This is a genomic window from Streptomyces sp. NPDC028298, assembly GCF_055565895.1.
Genome location: NZ_JBVHTL010000005.1, coordinates 321,847 through 344,389, shown reverse-complemented (window position 1 = coordinate 344,389; position 22,543 = coordinate 321,847). Strand labels below are relative to the sequence as shown.

Sequence of the window (22,543 nt, the reverse complement as noted above, 5' to 3'; positions counted from 1 at the left end):
GGATTCTCTCCCCCATCGTTCGGACACCTCAGCACCGTAACGGCTGCGCGTGCAAAGATCCGCCGCCCCGGCTACTTCCGCCCGCCGTCGGCCGCCCTGCGACGGACGGCGAAGATCGTGGTGTCGTCGGCGAGCCGCCCGCCGCAGTGGTCCAGCGTGCCGTCGCGCACCCACCGGACGAGCCGGTGCGGATCGGCGGTGCGCGGGTCCCGTGCCAGTGCCTTGGCGAGGGTGTCGCGGAGCGGGAAGAAGTCACCCGCCGCGTCGCGGGCCTCGGTCACCCCGTCGGTGACCAGGAGCAGCGTCTCCCCGGGGGCGAGGGGGACGCGGAGGACCGGTGGCGGCGTGGAGGCCAGATCGCCCATGCCGAGCGGGAGTCCGTCACCGGGAGGCAGGCTCCGCACCCCGTCGGGGGTGACCACGAGCGGCGGCTCGTGACCGAAGTTGACGACCTCGACCGTGGCCGGGGTGTCCTCGGGGAAGGCGACCAGGACTCCGGTCGCGAAACGGTCGTTGTCGTCGCGGCCGAGCGCCACGCGGTAGCCGTTGTGCCGCAGCATCCGGATCTCCAGCCGGGCGGCGACCGTGGTGAGCGCCGGCTCGTGGTACCCGGCCTCGCGGAAGGTGCTGAGCAGCGCGGCAGCCGCCTCGACCGCCGCGAGACCCTTGCCCTGGACGTCCCCGAGCAGCAGGCGGGTGCCGTGCCGGCCGGGCTGGATGTCGTAGAAGTCGCCGCCGACCCGGGCCTCGCTGTCGGCGGCGAGGTAGACGGCCGCGTGGTCGAGGCCGCCCCAGCCCGGGGGCATCGGGCGCAGCACGGTGCGCCGGGTCGTCTCGGCGACGTCCCGCATGTGCAGCATCTGGCGCTCGGCGCGCAGCCGCACGGAGCAGGCGAGGGCCGCGAGGGCGCCGCCGACCACGACGAGGATGAAATCGGGCAGGCCGTTCTGGTACCGGTGCGGCCACGACGCGTCGATGGCGACGTAGGCGAGCAGCGACAGCACGCCGAGGGCCAGCGTGCCGGGGACTCCGCAGATCGCCGCGGCGATGACCGGTACGAGCACGAGCCAGGAGATGATCCGGAACCTGCCGGAGGTACTGGCGTCGAGCAGCGCGATACCCATGAGCAGCAGCAGCGGGGGCAGCCAGGCCACACTGCGCCCGCCCACCTTCAGCGGCTGCGCCCGGGGGAAGGAGTACGCCGGCCCGGGGCGGGGCCGCAGGGCGTGCCGGAGCCGGTCGCGTACGGATCTCCGGCCGGCCACCTCCCCGTACCGCCTCCGTCTCTTCTTCTCAGTAGGCGACGGACATGCGGCCGTGCGGGTGGACGGGCATCTCGAGCTGGTCGACGAAGGCCATCGCGTAGTCCTCGGCGCTGATGCGGCTCTGGCCGGCGGCGTCGGTGAGCATGCGGTCACCGCCGATCCTGAACTCGCCCGTGCGTTCGCCGGGGGCGATGTCGGCGGCGGGCGAGATGTAGGTCCAGTCGAGGTCGTCGACGTCGCTGCGCAGGTAGGTGAGGGCGTCGCGGTGGGCGAGCGCCTCCGGCAGGTAGGCCTCGGGGAAGTCCGGCTGGTCGCAGGCGGCCTCGCCGGGCGCGACCTCCAGGGTGCCCGCCCCGCCGACGATCACGAGCCGGTGCACCCCGGCCGAGCGGACGCCCTCCACCAGGGAGTGGTTGAGGGCCAGGAAGGGTTCGCGGGGATCGGAGCCGTCGCGGGGCGGGACGCACGCCGACCCCACCGCGTCCGCGCCGGCCACCAGCTCGGCGACCTTCGCCGCGTCCGAGGCGTCCGCCGCCGTCGCGGCGACCCCGGGAACCGGGGACTGCCCGGAGCGGCTGACCGCGACGACCTGGTGTCCGCGCGCCGACGCCTCCGTGGCGATACGGCTGCCGACCATGCCGGTGGCACCGAAGAGTACGAGCTTCATGCACCTCAGCGAAGCACGCGACCATGATCACCGCATCCCGGCGAAGCGGTGGCGACCCGAGTTGCCGGGGGCTGCGGCGAGGTGTGACCTGGAAAGCGGGGGCGAGCAGAGAGGAGTCCTTCCATGGCTCAAGCCGCACCCGTGTCAGGGACACCAGGTACATCCGGATCGACCGATGTCTTCGGGGCACAGACCCACACGATCGCGAAATGGGCCGTGCCCGTCGCCGGCGGACTCGTCTACGGCTACTGGGCCGCCGCCATCAACCGGGACGCCGGTGCCATCACGGGCTGGAACGTGCTGTTCGGCTTCGTGTGCGCCATCGCGTTCGCGGCGGCCTACGTGGCCGCCCGGACGGTGGCTCCGCTGATGCGGCGCGAGACGCACGCGCTGGTGTGGGCCGTGTTCGCGGGCTGCGCGTTCGGTTTCCTGTACAGCCAGACCGACGCGACCGTCCTGCGGTCCGTGTTCATGTCGCTGCCGGTGGCGGTGGGCGTGTACGCGGTGGCCTTCTACCGCTACTACACGCACGAGGACGCGGAGGGAAAGGCGGGCTGACACCGTGACCGTGCCGTTCCGGCGTACGGGTACGCCGGAACGGCACGAACACGGGAACGCGAACACGCGAACTCGCGGAACGCACACGGGGCCCCGGCGCGATGCCGGGGCCCCGTGCGTCTCCCTCACTCACCTACTCACCCACCACCTGGGACCCAGTCCCAGGAGTTCGAGGAGGAGCCGGAGACGGTCCAGCTCCACGCGCTGGAGACGGTGAAGGTCCAGGAGCCGGAGGCGCTCACGCTCCAGCCGGGGTCGTTGCCGGGGTTCCGGTCGTTGTCCCAGTGCGCGTTGTGCCAGGTCCCGTCCTTCTGGTCGGGACACGGGTCCGAGCAACTCGGCACCCACTGGCCGTGGGTGGAGACGAACGCCGAGCTGGCCCAGGCGTGGGCGCCGACGAGCCAGTACCAGACGGTGGTGCCGGACACGCTCTGCCCGTTCACCGCGCACTGCACGCGGTCCTGGCTGCCCGAGGGAAGCGAACCGACGACGGGCGAGCTGGTGCTGGGCTGGAGCCGCAGGTTCATCTCCCCGCTGGAGATGACGGTGCCCCAGACGGTGCTTCCGGAGCCGTCGCCGGTGTGCGCCGACTCGGTCGCCGCCATGCTGGGACCGGCGGCCAGGACGGTCAGTACACCGCCGCTGAGCAGGGCCGCGGCAAGAATCCGCGGAGCTGGGGTGGTGCGCATATCGGCCTCCTTCTCCCCAGATCCAGGAAACACCCGTTCGGGTGAGGGCTCCACCCGAGCGCCCAAAACCCTTGGGGCCCAAGGGATGCGTGAGGTCTCCGTACGGGCACTCCCCGTACGGCTTGTCCTGTGCGCCCATTTGCAGGCGGCCCGGTCGCGCACGGGGTCCGGGAGGCCTTGCCTGAAGACGTGTCCCCTCGTGTCCGGAGCGCCCTGTCGGCCGTGCTGATCGCGCTCGCCTGCCTCCTCGCGCCGCTCGGCGCGCTGTCGGCGTGGGCGACGTACGGCCTCGGCGACTCCGAGCGGTACGAGGCCACCATGGCGCCGCTCGCCGCCGACGAGGACGTCCGGGACGCCATCGCGGCCGGCGTCACCGACGACATCCTGCGCGAGGTCCACGTACGGCCCCGGCTCCAGGGGCCGGTGAACCACTTCGTGCGGGACGCCGTGCGCTCGTTCACCGAGACCGAGGCGTACCGCACGGCGTGGGAGACGGCCAACCTGGCCGCGCACGACGCCGTGATGCGGGCGCTGCGCGAGGACCACGAGGGTGCGGTGACCGTCGATCTCGCGCCCGTCACCGAGCAGGTCAAACGCCGGCTCGCCGACGACCACATGCCGCTCGCCGCCCGGATCCCGGTCGAGCACACCGAGATCACCGTGCTCGAGGCCAAGGACCTGGCCCGGCTCCGGAAGGGGTTCCACGTGCTCGAAGTCGCCGGATTCTGGCTCCCGTCGGCGTCGGTCGTCTTCGCGGCGACCGGCATCGTCATCGCCGTGCGCCGCCGCCGGGCGGTCCTCGCGACGGGCCTCGGCACCGCGCTGGGCGCGGCCCTGCTCGGTGCCGCGATCGTCGTGGGCCGCCGGCTCACCCTCGACGACCTGCCGCCCGACGTGTCCCGCACCGCGGCGGGCGCGGTGTACGACGCCCTCACCGAGACCCTCCGGTTCGTGAGCTGGCTGCTGCTGGCCCTGGGTCTGACGGTGGCTCTGACCGCCGCGCTCGCCCGCGCGTACGCCCGCCGACGAGCGCCGGCCGAAGCCCCCGCGCAGACTCCGTCGGAGCGGTCGACGCACGTGGGGGCCTGACCGCGGGCCCAGTGCGTCCCCCTCCACCGGCGGGACCGCCCCCGGGGCCGCTCCGGGGAAACCGCCATACTTGGGGCATGTCCCGCGAGTTCCCCGTCGGTCTCACCCCTCCCGACTGGCTGGTCAGGAACCTCCGGCCGCAACAGGCCCCCGTCAACCGGGCCGCCGCCGTCCGCGCCGCCGTCGCGCTGGCGCTCCCCCTCGCCGTCGGCCTCGCCTGCGGACAGCCCGCGTACGGCGCCCTCGCCTCCATGGGCGCGCTGTCCGGAGTCATCGGCGACACCGCCGACGCGTACCGCATGCGGATCTTCAACATCGCCGTCCCCCAGCTCTTCGGCGCGATCGGCGTCACGATCGGCGCGGCGGTCTACGGGCAGGGCTGGACCGCGGTCGTCACGGTGACCCTGGTCGCGCTGGTCTCCGGGATGATCTCGTCGATCGGCGCCGTCGCCTCCGTCACCGGACTGCTGCTTCTCCTCAACTGCGTCATCGGCGCCGGACTTCCGCTGCCCGGCGCCTGGTGGCTCGCCCCGCTGCTGATGGCCGGCGGCGGACTCCTCGTGCTGGCGCTGACCCTGCTCGCCTGGCCGCTGCGCTCGGGGGTGCCGGAGCGGTCCGCCGTCGCGGACACCTACCGCACCGTCGCCGCCCTGCTCGCCGCGAGCGGCACCGACGACTACGGCCGTCTCCGCCTCGCCGTCACCCAGTCCCTGAACGAGTCGTACGACCTCGTCCTGGCCCGGCGCGCCTTCCACCACGGCCGCAGCCCCGACCTCGTCCGGCTGCTCGCCCAGCTCAACGCCGTCACCCCGGTCGTCGAGGCCGCGCCCGCCGCCCACCAGCGGGGCGAGCCGCTGCCCGCCTCGATCCCCGCCGCCGTGAGCCTGCTCGCCGACACCGTCGAGACCGGCGGCACCGACCCCCTCGAACTGCGGCTGCCCGCCCCCGCCGACGAGACCGCGCGCGCCGTCGACCACGCCCTGCGGCACGCCGCCCGGGTCGTGACCGACCGCTCCCCGGACCCGCACACCCTCGACGACCGCCTCGGCCGGCCCGCCGCGCTGCGTGTCCGTGCCGCCCGCGCCACCCGCAACGTCCTGCTGTCGGGGGCCTCCTGGCGCTACGGCACCCGCCTCGCCCTGTGCATCGGCGTGGCCCAGGTGCTCGTCTCGACCGTCGAAGTCCCGCGCTCCTACTGGGTCGCGCTCACCATCACCTTCGTCATGAAGCCCGACTACGGCTCCGTCTTCTCCCGGGCCCTGCTGCGCGCCCTCGGCACGGTCGCGGGCCTGGTGGTCGCGGCGACCGTGCTGACGCTGGTGCCGCGCGGCTGGTGGGACGTACCCGTGCTGATGGCGCTCGGCGCGCTCATCCCGGCCCTGACCCCGCGCGGCTACGGCTACCAGACCGCCGCCATCACCCCGGTGATCCTGCTGCTGTCCGACACCCTCAACCACCAGGGGACCGGGCTCGTCGTCCCCCGCCTGGTCGACTCCCTGATCGGCTGCGGCATCGCCCTGGTGGCCGGATACCTGCTCTGGCCGGAGAGCTGGCACGCCCGGGTCGGCGACCGGCTCGCGGACGCGGTCGCCGACACCGCCGGGTATGTCGAGCTGGCCTTCGGGGACGCCGCCGAGCCGGCGGCCCGCGCCCGCAGCAGGCGCCGGCTGTACCGCGACCTGTCCTCCATCCGTACGGAGTTCCAGCGCGCGCTGACCGAACCGCCGCCGAACGGGCGCCGGGCCGCGGCCTGGATGCCGCTCGTCGTCGCCGTCGAGCGGATCGTGGACGCCACGACCGCCGCCCGGGTCCGGGTCCGGCAGGGCGCGGCCGAGCCGTCCGCCGCCGAGATCTCCACCATCGCGCGCCAGCTCAGGGAGCTGTCCGAGGGGCTGCGCGAGACGGACGTGCTCTTCGCCGTCCGCACCGATCTCACCGGACCCGCGGGCAGCGTCCTCGAACCGGTGCGGCAGGAGGTCGCGGCGGCCAGGGCGATCGCCTCGCCTCATTGACACGGGAGGCGTCGGCACCGACTATTCGGCCATCGTCCCGACGTTCACGCGCGGGACGGACGGAACTCGGAATTCCGACAAATCACCATGGTAGGAAAGTGAACCCGTGGGCGCTGTAGGGGGGTTGACGCGACGGTTGTCCGGAGCGCCGCCCCTGCCGAAGATCACCATCTATGGCCGCTAACCTTACGTGTCCGTCCTGGCCAGGGATTGACGGGATCAACTCACGCGAAGGGTTGCGCACATGGGCATTCTCACTCTCCTGCGGAATGCGTTCGGCCGCTCACGCAAGGGTCGTGACGCTGACGCGGAGACCTCGCGAGAGGCCACGTCGACCGCGACGGTCCCGGCTCCCGCCGGGGAGCCGACACATTCCCCCGAGGCCGAGCCGGCCTCCAGCTCAGCACCGGAGGCCGAGCCGAGAATCCCGGCTCCCGCCTCCGAGCCCGAACCCTCGGTGGTCGACGAACTCGTGTCGGCCGCCTTCGACAACGTGACGGTCCCCAAGCAAACCGCTCCGGCGGACCCCACCGACGAAACCCCGGCCCCCGAGCCGAAGCCCGAGCCCGCCCCGGAAACGGAGGCCGAGCCGGTCGCCGAGGTCGCGCCCGAGGCGGAAAACCCTGCGGAGCAGGAAGCGGAGGCCGAGCCGGTCGCTGCGACCGAGCCCGAGCCCGAGGCTGCCCCGGAAGCGAAGGCCGACCCGGTCGCTGAGGTCGCGCCCGAGCCGGAAGCCGCCGAAGAGCCCGAGGCGGAGCCGGTCGCCGAGACCGAGGCTGCCCCCGAGGCGGAAGCCCCTGCAGAGCAGGAAGCGGAGCCGGTCGCCGAGACCGAGGCTGCCGTCGAAGCGGAAGCCCCTGCGGAGCAGGAGGCCGAGCCGGTCGCCGAGGCCGTTCAGGCGGACGAGCCCGCGGTCGCCGACGGCGGCGAGGCCCCACAGGAGGCACCCGCAGCCGACGACGAGAGCAGCACGGGTGGTGCGGGTGGGAACACCCCCGCCGAAGGCGAAGCCGAGGCGGAAGCCGCAGCCGAGCCCGAGGCGGAGCCGGTCACCGAGCCCGAGGTCCAGGCCGAGGCGGAGCCGGTGACCGAGCCGGTGGCCGCGCCCGAGCCGGCGGCGGAGCCGGTCACCGAGCCCGAGGTGGACCTGGTGACCGCGGCGGAGCCGGACGTGCTCGGCCGGGTCAAGGCCGAGGCCCCGGCCCTGGTCACGGCATACCAGGAGGCAGCCACGGCCCTCCAGAAGCACGACCTCACCGGCAAGCACGCCAAGGTCTACCTGGTCCTCGACCGCTCGTCGTCCATGCGCGCCTACTACAAGGACGGCTCCGCCCAGGCCCTCGGCGAGCAGGCCCTGGCCCTCGCCGCCCACCTGGACCCGGAGGCGACCGTCCACGTCGTCTTCTTCTCCACGGAGCTGGACGGCACCGGCACCCTCACCCTCGCCGAGCACGAGAACAAGATCGACGACCTGCACGCCGGCCTCGGCCGCATGGGCCGTACGAGCTACCACGCCGCCGTGGAGGAGGTCGTCACCCACCACCAGCGCTCCGGCTCCGCCGCCCCCGCCCTGGTGATCTTCCAGACGGACGGCGCCCCGGACGCGAAGACCCCCGCCACCCAGTCCCTCACGGACGCGGCGAAGAACCACCCGGGCGTCTTCTTCTCGTTCGTCGCCTTCGGCGAGCACGACAACAAGGCCTTCGACTACCTGCGCAAGCTGAAGACCGGGAACACGGCCTTCTTCCACGCGGGCCCGGCCCCGCGCGAGCTGACCGACGTCGAGGTCTACGACGGCGTGCTGGAGAACTGGCGCCCGTAACCCCCATCCGCGCACCACCCCGGCCGCCCCCTTCCCACGCCTTAAAACGGGAAGCGGGCGGCCCACCCATGTCGGCTACGATTTCAAGGTTCACCGACGACGACCCGCCCCCCGGAATCCGGACGCGATCGTCGCCCCACGCAGCGACCTGGGAGCAGCCCGCGATGGCTCGACACCTCATCACCAGCGCCCTTCCGTACATCAACGGGATCAAGCACCTGGGCAACATGGTGGGGTCCATGCTCCCGGCGGACGTGTACTCCCGGTACCTCCGCCAGCGCGGCCACGACGTCCTGTACATCTGCGCGACGGACGAGCACGGCACCCCCGCCGAGCTGGCGGCCAAGGAGCGCGGCCTGCCGGTCGACGAGTTCTGCGCGCAGGCGCACGACGCGCAGAAGGCCGTGTACGACGGCTTCGAGCTGGCCTTCGACTACTTCGGCCGCAGCTCCAGCCCGGAGAACCGCGAGATCACCCAGCACTTCGCGCGCCGCCTGAACGAGAACGGCTTCATCGAGGAGCGCGCGATCCGGCAGGTGTACTCGCCCGCCGACGGCCGCTTCCTGCCGGACCGCTACGTCGAGGGCACCTGCCCGCACTGCGGTTACGACAAGGCCCGCGGCGACCAGTGCGAGAACTGCACGCGCGTCCTCGACCCCACGGACCTGATCGACCCGCGTTCGGCGATCTCCGGGTCGACGGACCTGGAGGTCCGCGAGACGAAGCACCTGTTCCTCCTCCAGTCCAAGCTCCAGCACGAGGTCGAGGAGTGGGTGGCCCGGCACGAGTCGGAGTGGCCGCAGCTCGCCTCCTCCATCGCCCGCAAGTGGCTGACCGAGGGCCTGCACGACCGCGCGATCACCCGTGACCTGGACTGGGGTGTCCCGGTCCCGGCCGACACGTGGCCCGAGCTGGCGGCCGAGGGCAAGGTCTTCTACGTCTGGTTCGACGCCCCGATCGAGTACATCGGCGCGACGAAGGAGTGGTCCGACCAGGACACGGAGAACCGCGACTGGAAGTCGTGGTGGTACGACGCGGACTCCGGCGAGAACCCGGTCCGCTACACGCAGTTCATGGCCAAGGACAACGTGCCCTTCCACACCGTGATGTTCCCGGCCACCGAGCTGGGTGTGCGCGAGCCGTGGAAGAAGGTCGACTACGTCAAGGCCTTCAACTGGCTGACGTACTACGGCGGGAAGTTCTCCACGTCCCAGAAGCGCGGTGTCTTCACGGACCAGGCGCTGGACATCCTGCCCGCCGACTACTGGCGGTACTTCCTCATCGCCAACGCCCCCGAGTCGGACGACTCCTCGTTCACCTGGGAGCACTTCACCGCCACGGTGAACAAGGACCTGGCCGACACCCTCGGCAACTTCGTCAACCGCGTCCTGTCCTTCTCCAAGAAGCGCTTCGGCGAGGAGGTCCCGGCGGGTGCGGAGGCCGGCGAGGCCGAGGCGAAGCTGGGCACCGAGATCGCGGGCCTGCTCGCCGAGTACGAGTCCCAGATGGAGGCCCTCCAGTTCCGCAAGGCGGCCGCCGCGCTGCGCGCCCTGTGGTCCGCGGGCAACTCCTACCTGGAGGAGAAGGCCCCCTGGCTGGAGATCAAGACCAGCCCGGAGGGCGCCGCGCTGACGCTGCGTACGGCGATGAACCTGATCCACCTGTACTCGGTGGTCTCGGAGCCCTTCATCCCGGCGTCCGCCCGCGCGATGCGCTCGGCCTTCGCCCTCGCGGACGACACGGCGACCTGGGTGAGCGCCGACGAGGCCCGCGCCCTGTCCTTCCTCCCCGCCGGCACCCCCTTCACCGTCCCCCCGGTCCTCTTCGCCAAGATCACGGACGAGGACCTGGAGTCGTACAAGGAGCGCTTCGGCGGCGCACCGGAGTAACGGCCACCGCGCGACAGGGCCCGGGAACCACGGTTCCCGGGCCCTTCGCATGCCACGACCCGCCCGAGCCGCCGGGAAGCGAGCCGGTCCACCAGCAGCTTTACCAGACCCTGACCATCAGACCGGTCGTCACCTCCTGCTAGCATCCGCGCACTTGTGCGAGGGCGGGGGCCCTCGCGGGGAGGGACACTTCACGTGGGCAGAAACGCCCCGAGACGGGGCGGCACGTCCGCCCTCGTCTCCACGCTCGCGGTCGCCCTGGCGGCCGGCACCATCACCCTGTTCGCCAGCACCCCGGACGGCGCCGGCAGCGCGCAGGCCGCCCCTGCGGCCGGTACGGGGACGTCGGAGATCCTGCTCGACGATCCGAGCAGCGACACCCCGCGTTCCGACCGGCTGCTCACCGCCGGCACGACCGGGTTCCTGCACCGGCAGGCCGGAGTCGCGGGCCTGCTGTGGACGGACTACGCGAACGACACCACCGTCACCGTCCAGGGACCCACCGGCGTCTACAAGCCGACCACCACCACCTGCTACGACATCCAGGCCCGCTGCGCCTCGGGCATGTACGGGCAGGCCGCCGACACCGTGGCCCTGCCGCACGCCTCCTACGGCGACCCGGTGTCGCTGTGGAAGCCGGACGGCAGCGCCCTGCGGACCGTCGACCTCGACCCGTCCGACTACGTGGGCACCTACGGCGAGACGGTCGTCGCGGTCGAGCACAACAGCTTCATCACCACCGACCACCCCGAGCACTACCGCCTGCACCTGGTCGACCTCGTCGACGGCGAGCAGCGTGACCGCGTGGTCGACGGCTACCCCGCCGACAGTTGGTGGTCCAAGACCGTCACGCAGACGGGCGACGAGAACGGCTTCCTGCTGACCTACAGCGCCGCGGACGCGGCCGGGACCACCTCGTACACCGTCGCCTACCTCGACTTCGCGACCGCACGGCTCACCCCGGTCTTCACCGGCCTGGACGCCTCCCCGGACCTGGTGCTCAGCGACGACCGCGTCGGCTGGTACACCGAGACCGCCGGACTGCACCTCAAGCCGCGTGCCGACCTCACCGCCGCGGAGACGGTCCCGGTGGCGGGCGAGGACATCGCCGGCTCACCCGTCCCCGTCCTCGTCGGCGACTGGCTGGTCCTCGCCACCTCCGGCGGGGCCGTCACGGCCGATCCGCTGGCCGGCGGCAGCAGGAAGACCCTGCTCACCTGGTCCTACGGCACCCCGCTCGCCACCCCCGACGGAGACGCGCTCGTCACCGGCGGCACCGGCGCGGGCGACTGGTGGATCCAGCGCGTCTCCCTCGCCTCCGACGGCACCCCGCGGCTGGAGAAGGTGCACAAGGTCGTTCCCTACGAGAACGCCAAGACCGGCCTCGCGCTCAGCCGCGGCTACCTCCGTGTGGCGGAAGACAAGCCCTCCAGTGCCTCCGACACCACCTCGTGGCGCTCCGTCGGCACGGTCGGCGGCAAACTGACCGCGACCGCCGCCACGGAGAGCGGCTCCGTCAGCCCCGAGTGCCCCTACGCCGGCGTCACCTGCTCGGTCCTGTGGGGCAACTACGGCGACGGGCCCCGAGACGTCTACCTCGACACGTACTACGACGGCGACGAGGGCGGCAGCGGCCTGGAGAACGCGGACCAACTGGTCTCGATCGGCTACAACCCGCTGGAGTTCCACACCGCGGGCGGCGCGATCGTCGACGTGTCCGACGACTACGCCGTCTACAACTCGGGCGGCTCGGCCGCGATGCAGTACGTCGGCGAGTTCGGCCAGGGCCAGAGGCTGAAGCGGTCCGTCCGCGCCGCCGCCCTCAGCGGCTCGACCCTGTGGAGCGCCTCCACCGCGGGCAAGCTCACCTCGTACAGCCTGACCGAGGACAAGACCCTCGCGACGGTGACCGTTCCGGGCATGTCCTGCGTGCCGAGCGAGCTCCAGGCGGCGGGGCGCTGGGTCTACTGGACCTGCGGTACGGGCTCGGCCGGCGTGTACGACACCAAGGCCGCCACCTCCCGCGCGGTGAGCGGCGGCGACGTGCTCCTCGGCGACGGCTTCACCGTCCGCCACGACCACGCCGCCGGCCGACTGGACCTGACCGAGGCGGCCACCGGCGCTACCCGTGTCATCGCCTCCGGCCTCCCTGAGAAGGGCACGGCCACCGACCGGCGCTACCGCTGGACCGTGGACGAGTACACGGGCATGGTCGCCTGGTTCGACCTGTTCGAGCAGACGCACGTCGCCACGACCGGCGTCGCCCCGTCCGCCGTGACGGCCTTCAGCTCCGAGGCCACGAGCTACGTCAGCTCCGGCACGCCCTTCCAGGGCTTCTGGCTGCTGTCCCGCCCGGTCTCCTCCTGGTCGGTGACCTTCACCTCCGTCCAGAGCGGCGCCAAGGGCAAGGCCACCCGCACGGTCACCGGAGGCGCGTCGACCGCCTGGGTGGGCACGGACTGGTCCGGCACGACGATCGACAATGCCCGCTTCCCGAACGGACAGTTCACCTGGACCCTGAAGGCCACCGGCACCGGCACCACCTCGGCGGTCACCGTGGCGACCGGTGAGGGCTTCCTCCAGGGAGGCGCTCCGGTGCGGCACGACTTCGGCAGCGTGGACGGCGTGGACGGCCGCGGCGACCTCCTCACCCTGAATTCGTCCGGCGGCCTGACCTTCCAGTCGGGCACGGGCACCGGAAAGTTCGGGGAGAAGATCAGCGGCTCCGGCTGGGCCACCAGCATCAAGGCCGTGCCCTTCGGCGACCTCAGCGGCGACCGCTGCAACGACCTCCTCGTCCGGTACAGCAGCGGAGCCCTGCGCCTGTACAAGCCGCGCTGCGGCGCGGCGGTCACCCCGAAGACCTCGTACACCACGCTCGCGAGCAGCGGCTGGACGCAGTACGACGTCCTGACCTCGCCCGGCGACGTGAGCGGCGACGGCCGGCCCGACCTGATCGCGCGCGTCGCGTCCACCGGGACCGTCTACCTCTACAAGGGGACGAGCACGGGCACCCTGTCGGCCCGCGTGAAGCTCTACGACGCCTGGAAGGGCTACAAGAAGATCGTCGGGGCCGGTGACCTCAACGGCGACGGCATCGGCGACCTGCTCGCCCAGGACTCGTCCAACACCCTCTACCGCTACAACGGCAAGGGGGACGGAACCTTCGCCGCCCGGGTCAAGGTGTTCGGCGACTGGGGCGCCTCCTACAACGTCGTCGTCGGCGTCGGTGACATCACCGACGACGGCAGGGCCGACCTGGTCTCCCGGGACACCGGCGGCAACCTGTACCGCAACGACGGGGACGGCAAGGGGTCGTTCGGCTCCCGCACGAAAATAGCCACCGGCTGGAGCGGATACCGGTCGATCTCCTGAGGCTTCCCGCCTTGGAGAAGGGGGCACTGGACGACCCGTCCTGTGCCCCCTTTTCGTCGCCGAAGACCAGGTGAGAGCCCGGTGAAGACCCGGCAAAGAGCCGGGAAAGCCACCCTCCGTCCACTGCCGCCGATCCGTAATGGACCCCGGCTCCACACGGTGCCCCGCCACCCGTATGGTTTCCGCCATGGCAGTCCCCGAGGTCATTCCGATCGCCTACGAACCGAAGCACCGCACCGAGACCATCGGCCGGTACGCGGACGGTCAGTTCCTGGCGTCGATCACGTACGCCTTCCCCGAAGGGTTCCGTCCCGACGACGGCTGGGAAGAGCACAAACGTCTCTACACCGTGCTCCACACCTTCGACGCCGAGGGTCATTACCGCGACTCGGAGATCTGGTGCGCCGGCACCTGGGCCGAACAGCACGGGGCGCCGTACGGCGAGTTCTCGGTGCTCTCCCGCGCCCGCGTCCACCTGGCGAAGCTGCTCCGCAGTCTGCCCCGGCGCTCGTACACGGACATCGCGATACGCCCGTTCCAGCTCACCGTCGACGGCGTCCGGTTCGGCCTGGTGACGGGCGTGGACGAGGGCGAGGGCTGGGCCGAGCTGTACCCGGACGGCCTCGGCTTCGCCGAGCCGTGGGACGGCACGTACGACACCTGAGCACACCCCCTGCACGGACTGCCCTGCCGCACACCCGTGTTCCGGGCCCTACGCCTGTCAGGGGGCGAAGGGCCCGGAACACGTCGTACCCCGGTGCTTCTCGGGTGCCGAGGCGTCAGGAGGACGTGGCCGAGGGGCTCGGCGCGGTGTCCGTGGTGTCGTGGGTCTCGGCCGGGGCGACGCCCATCGTCAGGCGGCCGTGGACGCCGCGGGCGAAGTGCCTCTTGTCGTAGGCGAGGTACAGCAGACCGCCCTCGTGACCGTTGCCCGGGTAGATCGTGTCCTCGTCCAGCGTCGTGCGCGTGATCGTGCTCGTGGAGTACGGGGCGACCTCGGCCGACGCCAGGACCGACTTCTCCGAGAAGAAGAGCTGGCCCGTGTGGCAGGTGTGGCCGCCCTCGTAGCCCGCGTCGGTCCAGGTGCCGTCCACATGGACCTTCACATGGATGTGGACGCAACGGCCCTGGTACCAGCCGGGGAAGACGGTCCTGAAGGTGACGCGGCCGTGCCGGTCGGTCTTCCAGGTGCCGCGCAGATACCGCTCGTCGTCGGTCGGCTCGGCATGCCCGCCGCCGCCTCCGGGCGGGGGACCGGACGGGGGTTCGCCGGTCGGAGTGCCGGTCGGGGTGCCGGTCGGCCCGCCGCCACCTCCTCCACCGCCGCCCCCGCTGCCCATCGCCTCGTATCCGGAGTACACACCGAGCGCCGAGCAGTGCCAGATGTCCACCGCCGCGTTCCTGACCGGCTCGCAGGTCTCGGCGTCGATCACCTTCAGCACGAGGGTCAGGGGGACGCCCGCCTGGTCCTCGGTGATGTCCTGGCGGATCTTGTCCGCGTCGATGTAGTAGGGGCCCTCGACCGACTCCGAGGTCAGCGTGTAGCAGGTCTCCGCACGGGACCCGGCCGTCGCCGTGTCCGGTGTCGCCGCCAACGCGTTCACGGCGGCCGCGCCGCCCACGCCCACGGCCGCCACGGCCATTCCGCCCGCGACGACGACCCTGCGCCGGGTCATGTTCCCTTCGTGCGTTGGTTCCTGGGTCTCAGTCATGCGCGGGACGGTAGGGAGCCGACCTGTCAGCAGCATGAGTGCGGGCTGTGTTTTCACCCGTCACACGAGAATGGCCCGGAACCATCGCTGGTTCCGGGCCACTTCCGTGCGCGTCACCCTCGGGGGACGCGGAGCCTGCCTACTTCGGCTGCGGCTTGCGGACCGAGATGTGCAGCTCGCGCAGCCGCGTCTCGTCCAGCTCCGTGGGCGCGCCCATCATCAGGTCCTGCGCGTTGCCGTTGAGCGGGAACGCGATCGTCTCGCGGATGTTCGGCTCGTCCGCGAGCAGCATGACGATGCGGTCGACGCCGGGGGCGATCCCGCCGTGCGGCGGGGCGCCGAAGCGGAACGCGCGCAGCATGCCGGCGAACTGCTCCTCGACGGTCTCGCGGTCGTAGCCCGCGATCTCGAAGGCCTTGAGCATGATCTCGGGCTCGTGGTTGCGGATCGCGCCGGAGGACAGCTCGACGCCGTTGCAGACGATGTCGTACTGCCAGCCCAGGATGTCCAGCGGGTCCTGGGTCTCCAGGGCCTCCAGACCGCCCTGGGGCATCGAGAACGGGTTGTGCGAGAAGTCGATCTTGCCGGTGTCCTCGTCCTTCTCGTACATCGGGAAGTCGACGATCCAGCAGAAGCGGAAGACGTTCTCCTCGAAGTTGCCCGAGCGCTTCGCGGCCTCGACCCGCACCGCGCCCATGATCTTCGAGACCTCGTCGAACTCGCCCGCGCCGAAGAACACCGCGTGACCGGCGGCCAGCGAGAGGCGCTTGGTCAGCTCGGCGACGTTCTCCTCGGTGAGGAACTTGGCGATCGGGCCGGTCAGCGAGCCGTCCTCGCCCACGCGCACCCAGGCCAGGCCCTTCGCGCCCTGCTCGACCGCGTAGTCGCCGAGGCCGTCGAAGAACTTCCGCGTCTGGCCGGCCACGTCCGGCACCGGCAGCGCGCGCACGTGCTTGCCCGCGAAGGCCTTGAACTCGGAGCCCTCGAAGATGTCGGTGATGTCGACGAGCTCGAGCTGGGCGCGCAGGTCCGGCTTGTCGGAGCCGTACTTCAGCATCGACTCGCGGAACGGGATGCGCGGGAAGGGCGACGTGACGTGACGGCCACCGCCGAACTCCTCGAACAGCTCCGTCATGAGCTTCTCGATCGGCTGGAAGACGTCCTCCTGCTCGACGAAGGACATCTCGACGTCGAGCTGGTAGAACTCGCCCGGCGAACGGTCCGCGCGGGCGTCCTCGTCGCGGAAGCAGGGCGCGATCTGGAAGTACCGGTCGAAGCCGGAGATCATCAGGAGCTGCTTGAACTGCTGCGGCGCCTGCGGAAGCGCGTAGAACTTGCCGGGGTTCAGCCGGGAGGGGACCACGAAGTCGCGCGCGCCCTCGGGAGAGGTGGCGCTGAGGATCGGGGTGGCCATCTCGTTGAAGCCCAGCGCCGTCATCTTGTGACGGATCGCGGAGATCACGGCCGTACGCAGCAGGATGTTGCGGTGCATGCGCTCGCGGCGCAGGTCGAGGAAGCGGTACTCCAGGCGGCGCTCCTCGTTGACACCGTCCTCGGCGTTGATCGTGAAGGGAAGCGGCTGGGCGGCGCCGAGCAGCTCGACCTCGCCCACCTCGACCTCGACCTCACCGGTGGGCAGGTCCGGGTTCACGTTCTCGGTGCCGCGCGAGACGACCTTGCCGTCGACACGGACGGTCGATTCCTTGGAGACCTTGTCGAGGGCCTCGTAGGCGGGGGTGCCGGGGCGGGCGACGAGCTGCGTGATGCCGTAGTGGTCGCGCAGATCGATGAAGAGGATGCCGCCCAGGTCTCGGCGATTGTGCAGCCAGCCGCTCAGCCGGACGTCACTGCCGACGTCAGAGGCGCGGAGCTCGCCGCAGGTGTGGGACCTGTACCGATGCATCGAGGTTCATCCAGTCTTCGCGGATTGGGGGGCTGTTTCACGTGAAACACCCCCAGGGTACCGGGCAGCCCACCTCGGCTCCCCCTCATTAGGCGCTCGGCGCCGCGCCGGGCATCGGTGGCAGGCACCGATCACCTGTTCCTACAGTGGGCGCATGCGCACTGGTGAGCCCCTGCCCGCGGTGGGGGACGTCCTGGCCACTCTCGCCACCGGCGTGTGGCGCTGGGACAACGCCTCGGGACTCGTCACCTTCGACGCGGAGGCCGCACGGCTGATCGGCCTGCCGGCGGAACTGACGACCCTGACCGAGGCGGGCGCGCGCTCCCATGTCCACCCCGTCGACTGGAACGAGATGGACGGGGTGGTGCAGCTCGCGGTGGCCGAGGGCACGCTCGCCGAGGCCCGGATGCGGATCATGGACGGGCACGGCCGGGTGCTCCGCACCGTCCGCAGCCGCTCCAGGCCGCTCATCGACCCCGAGACGGGCCAGTTCGAGCTGATCGGCACCCTCCAGGAGGTCAGCGAGCAGCCTCCGGGCGCCGCCGCGCGCACCCCGGTCACCGGGGACTGGCGCCGCTCCCGCGAGGCGTTCCTGCTGGACGCGGGACGGGCCCTGGCCGAGGCCCGGTCCACCGCGGAGGTGCTGCGGGTGGCGGCGGGCCTCTCCATGCCCGGATTCTCACCGGACGGTCTCGCCGTCTTCGGCGCGGAGGGCGACCGGCTGACGATCATCGGCCACCACGGGCACCAGCCGGGCGACGAGGGACCCTTCTCCCACATGTCGCTGGACACCGACTACCCGGCCGCCGAGGTCGTCCGCACGGGCCGCGCCGTCTACCTCTCCACCCCCGACGACTACAAGGCCCGCTACCCGGCCTCCTGGCCCCTCGTCCAGCGCTTCGGACGGCAGTCGTGGGCGTTCCTGCCGCTCACGGTCGCCGGGAGCACCATGGGCGCGTGGATGGCGGCCTTCACCTACCCCGTCACCTTCACGCCCGACGAACGCTCGGTCCTGACGACCGTCGCCCGCATGCTCGCGCAGGCGCTCTCCCGCGCCGAGGCCGCCGAGACCGCGCGGGAGCTGACCGACGGCCTCCAGCGCTCGATGATGCCGACGCTCGGCCCGCGGATGCCGGGCATGAGCGTCGCCGCACGCTATGTCCCGACCGGCGGGGGCCTCCAGGTCGGCGGCGACTGGTACGACGTGATCCCGCTGCCGGCCGGCCGCTATGCCCTGGTCATCGGCGACGTGCAGGGCCACGACGTCCGCGCGGCGGGCCTGATGGGCCAGCTCCGGATAGCCCTGCGCGCCTACGCCTCCGAGGGGCACCGCCCCGACGCCGTGCTGTCACGGGCCGCGCGTTTCCTCTACGGGGTCACCGACTCGGTGACCTACGGGTCGAGCGGCGGCGCCGACGCGGGCGAGGAACCGGCGGACCCCGCCGACGTGCGCTTCGCGACCTGTCTGTACGTCGAGGTCGACCCGGCGACCGGGACGCTGGACATCGCGCGGGCCGGGCATCCCGACCCCGCGATACGGATGGCGGACGGAACCGTGCTGATGCGGCCCACGGCGGGCGGGCTGCCGCTCGGCATCGACCCGGACGCCGACTACCCGACCACCCGGCTCGTCCTGGAGCCGGGCGAGACCATGCTGATCTGCACCGACGGGCTCATCGAGACCGGCGGCCACGACCTCGACACCGGCTGGCGCCGAATCCGCCGGACCCTCGAATCCCACGACGGCGACATGGAGACCCTCGCCGACGCGCTCGTCCAGGCCGTGCACGGGCCCTCCTCCCACCACACCACCGGCCCGCTGGCCGACCGGCGCGAGGACGACATCGCGGTGCTGCTGCTGTCCCGGCTGCCGCTCGCGGGGGCCGACGACGATACGGCGCCCGTACGGCCCCTGCTGCGCCGCACGATGCTGACCGTGGCGCAGGCCGAACCCGAGCGGATCGCGGACGCCCGGCAGCAGCTCCGGGAGCTGCTGCACGACTGGGCCTCCGCCGACCAGCTCGACTCCGCGGTCCTGCTCGTCTCCGAGATGGTCACCAACGTCCTCGTGCACACCGACGCGGACGCGCTGCTCGTCGCCGAGGTGGCGGGCGAACCCGGCAAGCGGCGTATGCGCATCGAGGTCACCGACGGCAGCGACGACCTGCCGCACCGGCGTCATCCCGGGGAGCTGGCGTCGTCCGGACGCGGACTGGTGCTCGTCGAGATGCTCGCGGACGCGTGGGGGGTGGACCCGCGGGGCCAGGGCAAGAGCATCTGGTTCGAGTTCGCCGAGGAGCCGGACGCGGGCTCCGGCGAGACGGGCGGGACAGGGGCCCCGGACGACTCCGCGGTGCTCGACGCGTGGGACGCGTTCGCCGACGCGGCGGAGGTCACCGGCCCCACGGACGCGAGCCCGGCGGAAACCGGCGGCTCCTCCGGGGGCGACGGGCCCGCCGGCGGCCGGACGTCCGCCGGGATCCACGAGCCCGTCGGCGGCTACGAATCCGCCGACGGTCCCGGTGCTCCCGGCACTCCGGGGAATCCGGGTGTGCCCGGTCCCTCCGGCCCGGGCGGCCCGTCCGGTTCCTCCGGCGCGTAGCGCACGCGGAGTTCATGCACGACGCCGAAGGCCGCCGCCGTCAGGGGGACGGCGAGCAGCATTCCGAGGACGCCCGCCACGGACGCGCCCGCCGTGATCGCCAGCAGCACCACCGCCGGGTGCATCTGCACCTGCCGGCTCTGGATCATCGGCTGGAGGCCGTACCCCTCCAGCATCTGGATGGCGAGCACGACCCCGAGCGTCCACAGGGCGATGACGAACCCCCGGTCGGCGAGCGCGACCAGGACGGCCACCGTGCCGGAGATGAACGCCCCGAGATACGGGATGTACGCCCCCACGAAGACCAGCGCGCCGAGCCCGACCGCGCCCGGGACCCGCAGCACCAGGAGTCCGACGGTGATGCAGAGGGCGTCGATGAGCGCGATGATCGTGGTTCCGCGCATGAAGCCCTCGACGGCCCCGTAGGCCCGCCGTGCCATGGCCTCGACGACGTCGGCGGTGCCCCGGGGCGCGAGCGATCTGAGCGAGCCGGCCACCCGGTGCGAGTCGCGCAGAAAGAAGAACACGAGCAGCAGGGCGAGGAAGGCCATGGCTAGGGTCTCGGCCACGACGCTGACGCCGCTGACGACGTTGGACGCGGCCGTACCGCCGAACTTGGAGAGCAGGTCCTTGGAGTTGGCGGCGATGTCGTCGAGCGAGGTGCCCGCCGCCCCGAAGTGCTCGGCGACCGAGCGGGACGCCTGCCGGAGCGAGGACACGATCTGGGCGCCGGTGTGGATGAGGGCGGCGACGACGACGTAGACGGCACCGCCGACCACGACGGCCACCGCGGCGCAGGTCAGGGCGGCGGCGAGGGAACGGTTGAGCCGTGCCCTGACCATCCGCCGGTACAGGGGCCCGAGCAGGGCGGTCCCGAGCAGTGCGAGCAGCACCGGCACCACCGCCGTGCGGAACTCCCCGCACAGCAGGATCCCCACCCAGCCCACCCCGGCGGCCAGCAGGATCACGACACACCAGGCCGCCAACCGCCGGGCGCCCTCGGGGAGTAGCTGCACCCTGCCAGCTGACCATGCGTCAGCCGGACCGGCGCCCGGTGAAGTCCGAACGGGGGAGGAGCCCCGAAACGAAGCCCCGCCCTGCCGCCCGCCCCGGGCACCCGCCCCGGCGTCCCGTGCGACGTCCGGCGCACGACGTCCGGCGCCCGGCGTCCTGTGCCCGGCGTCCTGTGCCCGGCCCACGACGTCCGGCGCCCTGCGCACGGAAAGGCCCTGCCCGCAGCGGTGCATGGAAAAGCCCCGTCCGCAGCGGCGGACGGGGCTTCCTTCGGCGTGCCTGCGGGTCCTAGGACCGCGGCCCGCCCTCCGACATCCCGTGCACCGCCGGGATCGTCCCCAGGCGGCCCTTCTGGAAGTCCTCGAAGGCCTGCTGGAGCTCGTCGCGGGTGTTCATCACGAACGGGCCGTAGTGGGCCATCGGCTCACGGATCGGCCGGCCACCGAGCAGCACGACCTCCAGGTCGGGCGTGTTGGAGTCCTGCTTCTCGTCCGCCCGGACGGTCAGCGAGGAGCCCGCGCCGAAGACGGCGGTCTGGCCGGTGTGGACCAGCCGGCGGTCGGCGCCCACGCTGCCGCGTCCGGCCAGCACGTAGGCGAGGCCATTGAAGTCCTCGCGCCAGGGCAGGGTGATCTCGGCACCCGGCCGCAGCGTGGCGTGGACCATGGTGATCGGGGTGTGCGTGATGCCCGGACCCTGGTGGCCGTCGAGCTCGCCGGCGATGACCCGCAGGAGCGCGCCGCCGTCCGGCGTGCTCAGGAGCTGCACGGTGCCGCCCCGGATGTCCTGGTACCTCGGGGCCATCATCTTGTCCTTGGCCGGCAGGTTCACCCAGAGCTGGAGCCCGTGGAAGAGGCCGCCCGACATCACCAGGTGCTCCGGCGGCGCCTCGATGTGGAGCAGGCCGGACCCGGCCGTCATCCACTGGGTGTCACCGTTGGTGATCGTGCCGCCGCCACCGTTGGAGTCCTGGTGGTCGAAGATGCCGTCGATGATGTAGGTCACGGTCTCGAAGCCGCGGTGCGGGTGCCAGGGGGTGCCCTTGGGCTCGCCCGGCGCGTACTCCACCTCACCCATCTGGTCCATCATGATGAACGGGTCCAGGTGCCGGTAGTTGATCCCGGCGAACGCACGGCGGACCGGGAAACCCTCACCCTCGAAGCCCTGGGGCGCGGTCGTCACCGTGAGCACGGGACGGTCCACGGCGTCGGCCGGCGCGGCCACACGGGGCAGGGCCAGCGGGTTCTCGACAGTCACTGCGGGCATGTCGGTACCTCCTTGTGCTTCGAGTTTAGTTGAGAGTTGAACTTTCTGCCACCCATAACGAAGCGCGCCCGGAGGGCATTCCCTCCGGGCGTCACAGGTTCGAGAGGCATCCGGCCGAGCGGACACCGGGGGCCGGCGGCACCCGAAGGGGCCCGTCAGCCGTACATACGGCGCATGGCGAAGTCCACCATCTGCTCCACGGCCTTCGCGTCGAAGACCATCCGGTGCTTGCCCTCCATGTCGATCACGAAGCCGTAGCCCGTGGGCAGCAGGTCGATCACCTCGGCACCGGTGATCACGAAGTACTTGGACTCCTTGCCCGCGTACCGGCGCAGCTCCTTGAGCGAGCTGAACATCGGGATGACGGGCTGCTGGGTGTTGTGCAGCGCGAGGAATCCGGGGTTGTCGCCGCGCGGGCAGTAGACCTTCGAGGTGGCGAAGACCTGCTGGAAGTCCTCGGCGGCCATGGCGCCCGTGGTGAAGGCGCGGACCGCGTCCGGCAGGGACGGCGGGGACGGCTCGGGGTACAGGGGCGGCTGCTGGCCGTATCCGCCCGCCATCTGCCCGTCCGGCATCTGGCCGGGCATCTGCTGCTGCGGCGGGACGTACCCCTGCTGGGCGCCTGCGTTCTGCTCGTAGCCGTACATGCGTCAAAGAGTAGTGGGCCACATATGGCCCAC

General features: G+C 71.9%; 16 protein-coding genes. 8 read left to right on the top strand and 8 right to left on the bottom strand.

The features are described 5' to 3' along the window. Positions 1 to 71: 71 nt before the first annotated feature. Entirely contained in the window at positions 72 to 1,223 is a 1,152-nt protein-coding gene (locus ACZ4TO_RS24210) for a PP2C family protein-serine/threonine phosphatase (protein ID WP_468025312.1), read from the bottom strand. Positions 1,224 to 1,293: 70 nt separating this feature from the next. Beyond that, complete coding sequence (locus tag ACZ4TO_RS24205; protein WP_382783541.1) at positions 1,294 to 1,932, bottom strand: NAD(P)-dependent oxidoreductase; 639 nt, start codon at positions 1,930 to 1,932, stop codon at positions 1,294 to 1,296. A gap of 123 nt (positions 1,933 to 2,055) precedes the next feature. Here ACZ4TO_RS24205 and ACZ4TO_RS24200 point away from each other — a divergent pair, with 123 nt between their 5' ends. Then, a complete protein-coding gene (locus ACZ4TO_RS24200; RefSeq protein ID WP_382783538.1) occupies positions 2,056 to 2,490 on the top strand; it encodes a hypothetical protein in 435 nt (144 codons plus the stop codon). A 137-nt stretch (positions 2,491 to 2,627) separates the two neighbouring features. Here ACZ4TO_RS24200 and ACZ4TO_RS24195 read toward each other — a convergent pair whose 3' ends face one another. After that, positions 2,628 to 3,179 carry an SH3 domain-containing protein gene (locus tag ACZ4TO_RS24195; protein WP_382783535.1) on the bottom strand — a complete coding sequence of 184 codons (552 nt, stop codon included), beginning with the start codon at positions 3,177 to 3,179 and terminating at the stop codon, positions 2,628 to 2,630. 189 nt (positions 3,180 to 3,368) lie between these two features. Here ACZ4TO_RS24195 and ACZ4TO_RS24190 point away from each other — a divergent pair, with 189 nt between their 5' ends. The 6 genes from ACZ4TO_RS24190 to ACZ4TO_RS24165 all read left to right on the top strand — a co-directional run bounded on the left by ACZ4TO_RS24190 (position 3,369) and on the right by ACZ4TO_RS24165 (position 14,030). Next, a complete protein-coding gene (locus ACZ4TO_RS24190) occupies positions 3,369 to 4,268 on the top strand; it encodes a hypothetical protein (protein ID WP_468025179.1) in 900 nt (299 codons plus the stop codon). A gap of 77 nt (positions 4,269 to 4,345) precedes the next feature. Then, complete coding sequence (locus tag ACZ4TO_RS24185; RefSeq protein WP_468025178.1) at positions 4,346 to 6,280, top strand: FUSC family protein; 1,935 nt, start codon at positions 4,346 to 4,348, stop codon at positions 6,278 to 6,280. Positions 6,281 to 6,524: 244 nt separating this feature from the next. Further along, positions 6,525 to 8,102, top strand: a complete 1,578-nt coding sequence (locus ACZ4TO_RS24180) for a VWA domain-containing protein (protein WP_468025177.1) — start codon at positions 6,525 to 6,527, stop codon at positions 8,100 to 8,102. A gap of 164 nt (positions 8,103 to 8,266) precedes the next feature. Next, complete coding sequence (metG, locus tag ACZ4TO_RS24175; RefSeq protein ID WP_382783524.1) at positions 8,267 to 9,991, top strand: methionine--tRNA ligase; 1,725 nt, start codon at positions 8,267 to 8,269, stop codon at positions 9,989 to 9,991. 195 nt (positions 9,992 to 10,186) lie between these two features. Next, entirely contained in the window at positions 10,187 to 13,366 is a 3,180-nt protein-coding gene (locus tag ACZ4TO_RS24170; protein ID WP_468025176.1) for an FG-GAP-like repeat-containing protein, read from the top strand. Positions 13,367 to 13,553: 187 nt separating this feature from the next. Beyond that, positions 13,554 to 14,030 carry a hypothetical protein gene (locus ACZ4TO_RS24165; RefSeq protein ID WP_382783519.1) on the top strand — a complete coding sequence of 159 codons (477 nt, stop codon included), beginning with the start codon at positions 13,554 to 13,556 and terminating at the stop codon, positions 14,028 to 14,030. Between the two features lie 115 nt (positions 14,031 to 14,145). Here ACZ4TO_RS24165 and ACZ4TO_RS24160 read toward each other — a convergent pair whose 3' ends face one another. After that, entirely contained in the window at positions 14,146 to 15,078 is a 933-nt protein-coding gene (locus ACZ4TO_RS24160) for an intradiol ring-cleavage dioxygenase (RefSeq protein WP_468025175.1), read from the bottom strand. A 139-nt stretch (positions 15,079 to 15,217) separates the two neighbouring features. Continuing rightward, positions 15,218 to 16,981 (bottom strand): aspartate--tRNA ligase, encoded by a 1,764-nt coding sequence (aspS, locus tag ACZ4TO_RS24155; RefSeq protein ID WP_382783513.1) that lies wholly within the window; start codon positions 16,979 to 16,981, stop codon positions 15,218 to 15,220. Positions 16,982 to 17,135: 154 nt separating this feature from the next. Between aspS and ACZ4TO_RS24150 the strand changes: the two genes are divergently transcribed. Then, positions 17,136 to 19,583, top strand: coding sequence for a SpoIIE family protein phosphatase (locus tag ACZ4TO_RS24150; RefSeq protein ID WP_468025174.1), 2,448 nt, complete (start codon positions 17,136 to 17,138; stop codon positions 19,581 to 19,583). Here ACZ4TO_RS24150 and ACZ4TO_RS24145 read toward each other — a convergent pair. From ACZ4TO_RS24145 to ACZ4TO_RS24135, 3 genes are all read right to left on the bottom strand, one after another. Then, entirely contained in the window at positions 19,481 to 20,599 is a 1,119-nt protein-coding gene (locus ACZ4TO_RS24145) for an AI-2E family transporter (protein WP_385042749.1), read from the bottom strand. The two genes, ACZ4TO_RS24150 and ACZ4TO_RS24145, sit on opposite strands and share 103 nt — an antisense overlap. Positions 20,600 to 20,885: 286 nt before the next feature. Then, entirely contained in the window at positions 20,886 to 21,863 is a 978-nt protein-coding gene (locus tag ACZ4TO_RS24140; RefSeq protein WP_468025173.1) for a pirin family protein, read from the bottom strand. A gap of 155 nt (positions 21,864 to 22,018) precedes the next feature. Further along, a complete protein-coding gene (locus ACZ4TO_RS24135; protein ID WP_326786670.1) occupies positions 22,019 to 22,510 on the bottom strand; it encodes an SseB family protein in 492 nt (163 codons plus the stop codon). Between the last annotated feature and the right edge of the window lie 33 nt (positions 22,511 to 22,543).

Coding starts and splice junctions, on each gene's coding strand:
- metG (WP_382783524.1), top strand. CDS start 8,267: ATGGCTCGACACCTCATCACCAGCGCCCTTCCGTACATCAACGGGATC.
- aspS (WP_382783513.1), bottom strand. CDS start 16,981: ATGCATCGGTACAGGTCCCACACCTGCGGCGAGCTCCGCGCCTCTGAC.
- ACZ4TO_RS24205 (WP_382783541.1), bottom strand. CDS start 1,932: ATGAAGCTCGTACTCTTCGGTGCCACCGGCATGGTCGGCAGCCGTATC.
- ACZ4TO_RS24160 (WP_468025175.1), bottom strand. CDS start 15,078: ATGACTGAGACCCAGGAACCAACGCACGAAGGGAACATGACCCGGCGC.
- ACZ4TO_RS24165 (WP_382783519.1), top strand. CDS start 13,554: ATGGCAGTCCCCGAGGTCATTCCGATCGCCTACGAACCGAAGCACCGC.
- ACZ4TO_RS24135 (WP_326786670.1), bottom strand. CDS start 22,510: ATGTACGGCTACGAGCAGAACGCAGGCGCCCAGCAGGGGTACGTCCCG.
- ACZ4TO_RS24150 (WP_468025174.1), top strand. CDS start 17,136: ATGCGCACTGGTGAGCCCCTGCCCGCGGTGGGGGACGTCCTGGCCACT.
- ACZ4TO_RS24200 (WP_382783538.1), top strand. CDS start 2,056: ATGGCTCAAGCCGCACCCGTGTCAGGGACACCAGGTACATCCGGATCG.
- ACZ4TO_RS24180 (WP_468025177.1), top strand. CDS start 6,525: ATGGGCATTCTCACTCTCCTGCGGAATGCGTTCGGCCGCTCACGCAAG.
- ACZ4TO_RS24140 (WP_468025173.1), bottom strand. CDS start 21,863: ATGCCCGCAGTGACTGTCGAGAACCCGCTGGCCCTGCCCCGTGTGGCC.
- ACZ4TO_RS24195 (WP_382783535.1), bottom strand. CDS start 3,179: ATGCGCACCACCCCAGCTCCGCGGATTCTTGCCGCGGCCCTGCTCAGC.
- ACZ4TO_RS24185 (WP_468025178.1), top strand. CDS start 4,346: ATGTCCCGCGAGTTCCCCGTCGGTCTCACCCCTCCCGACTGGCTGGTC.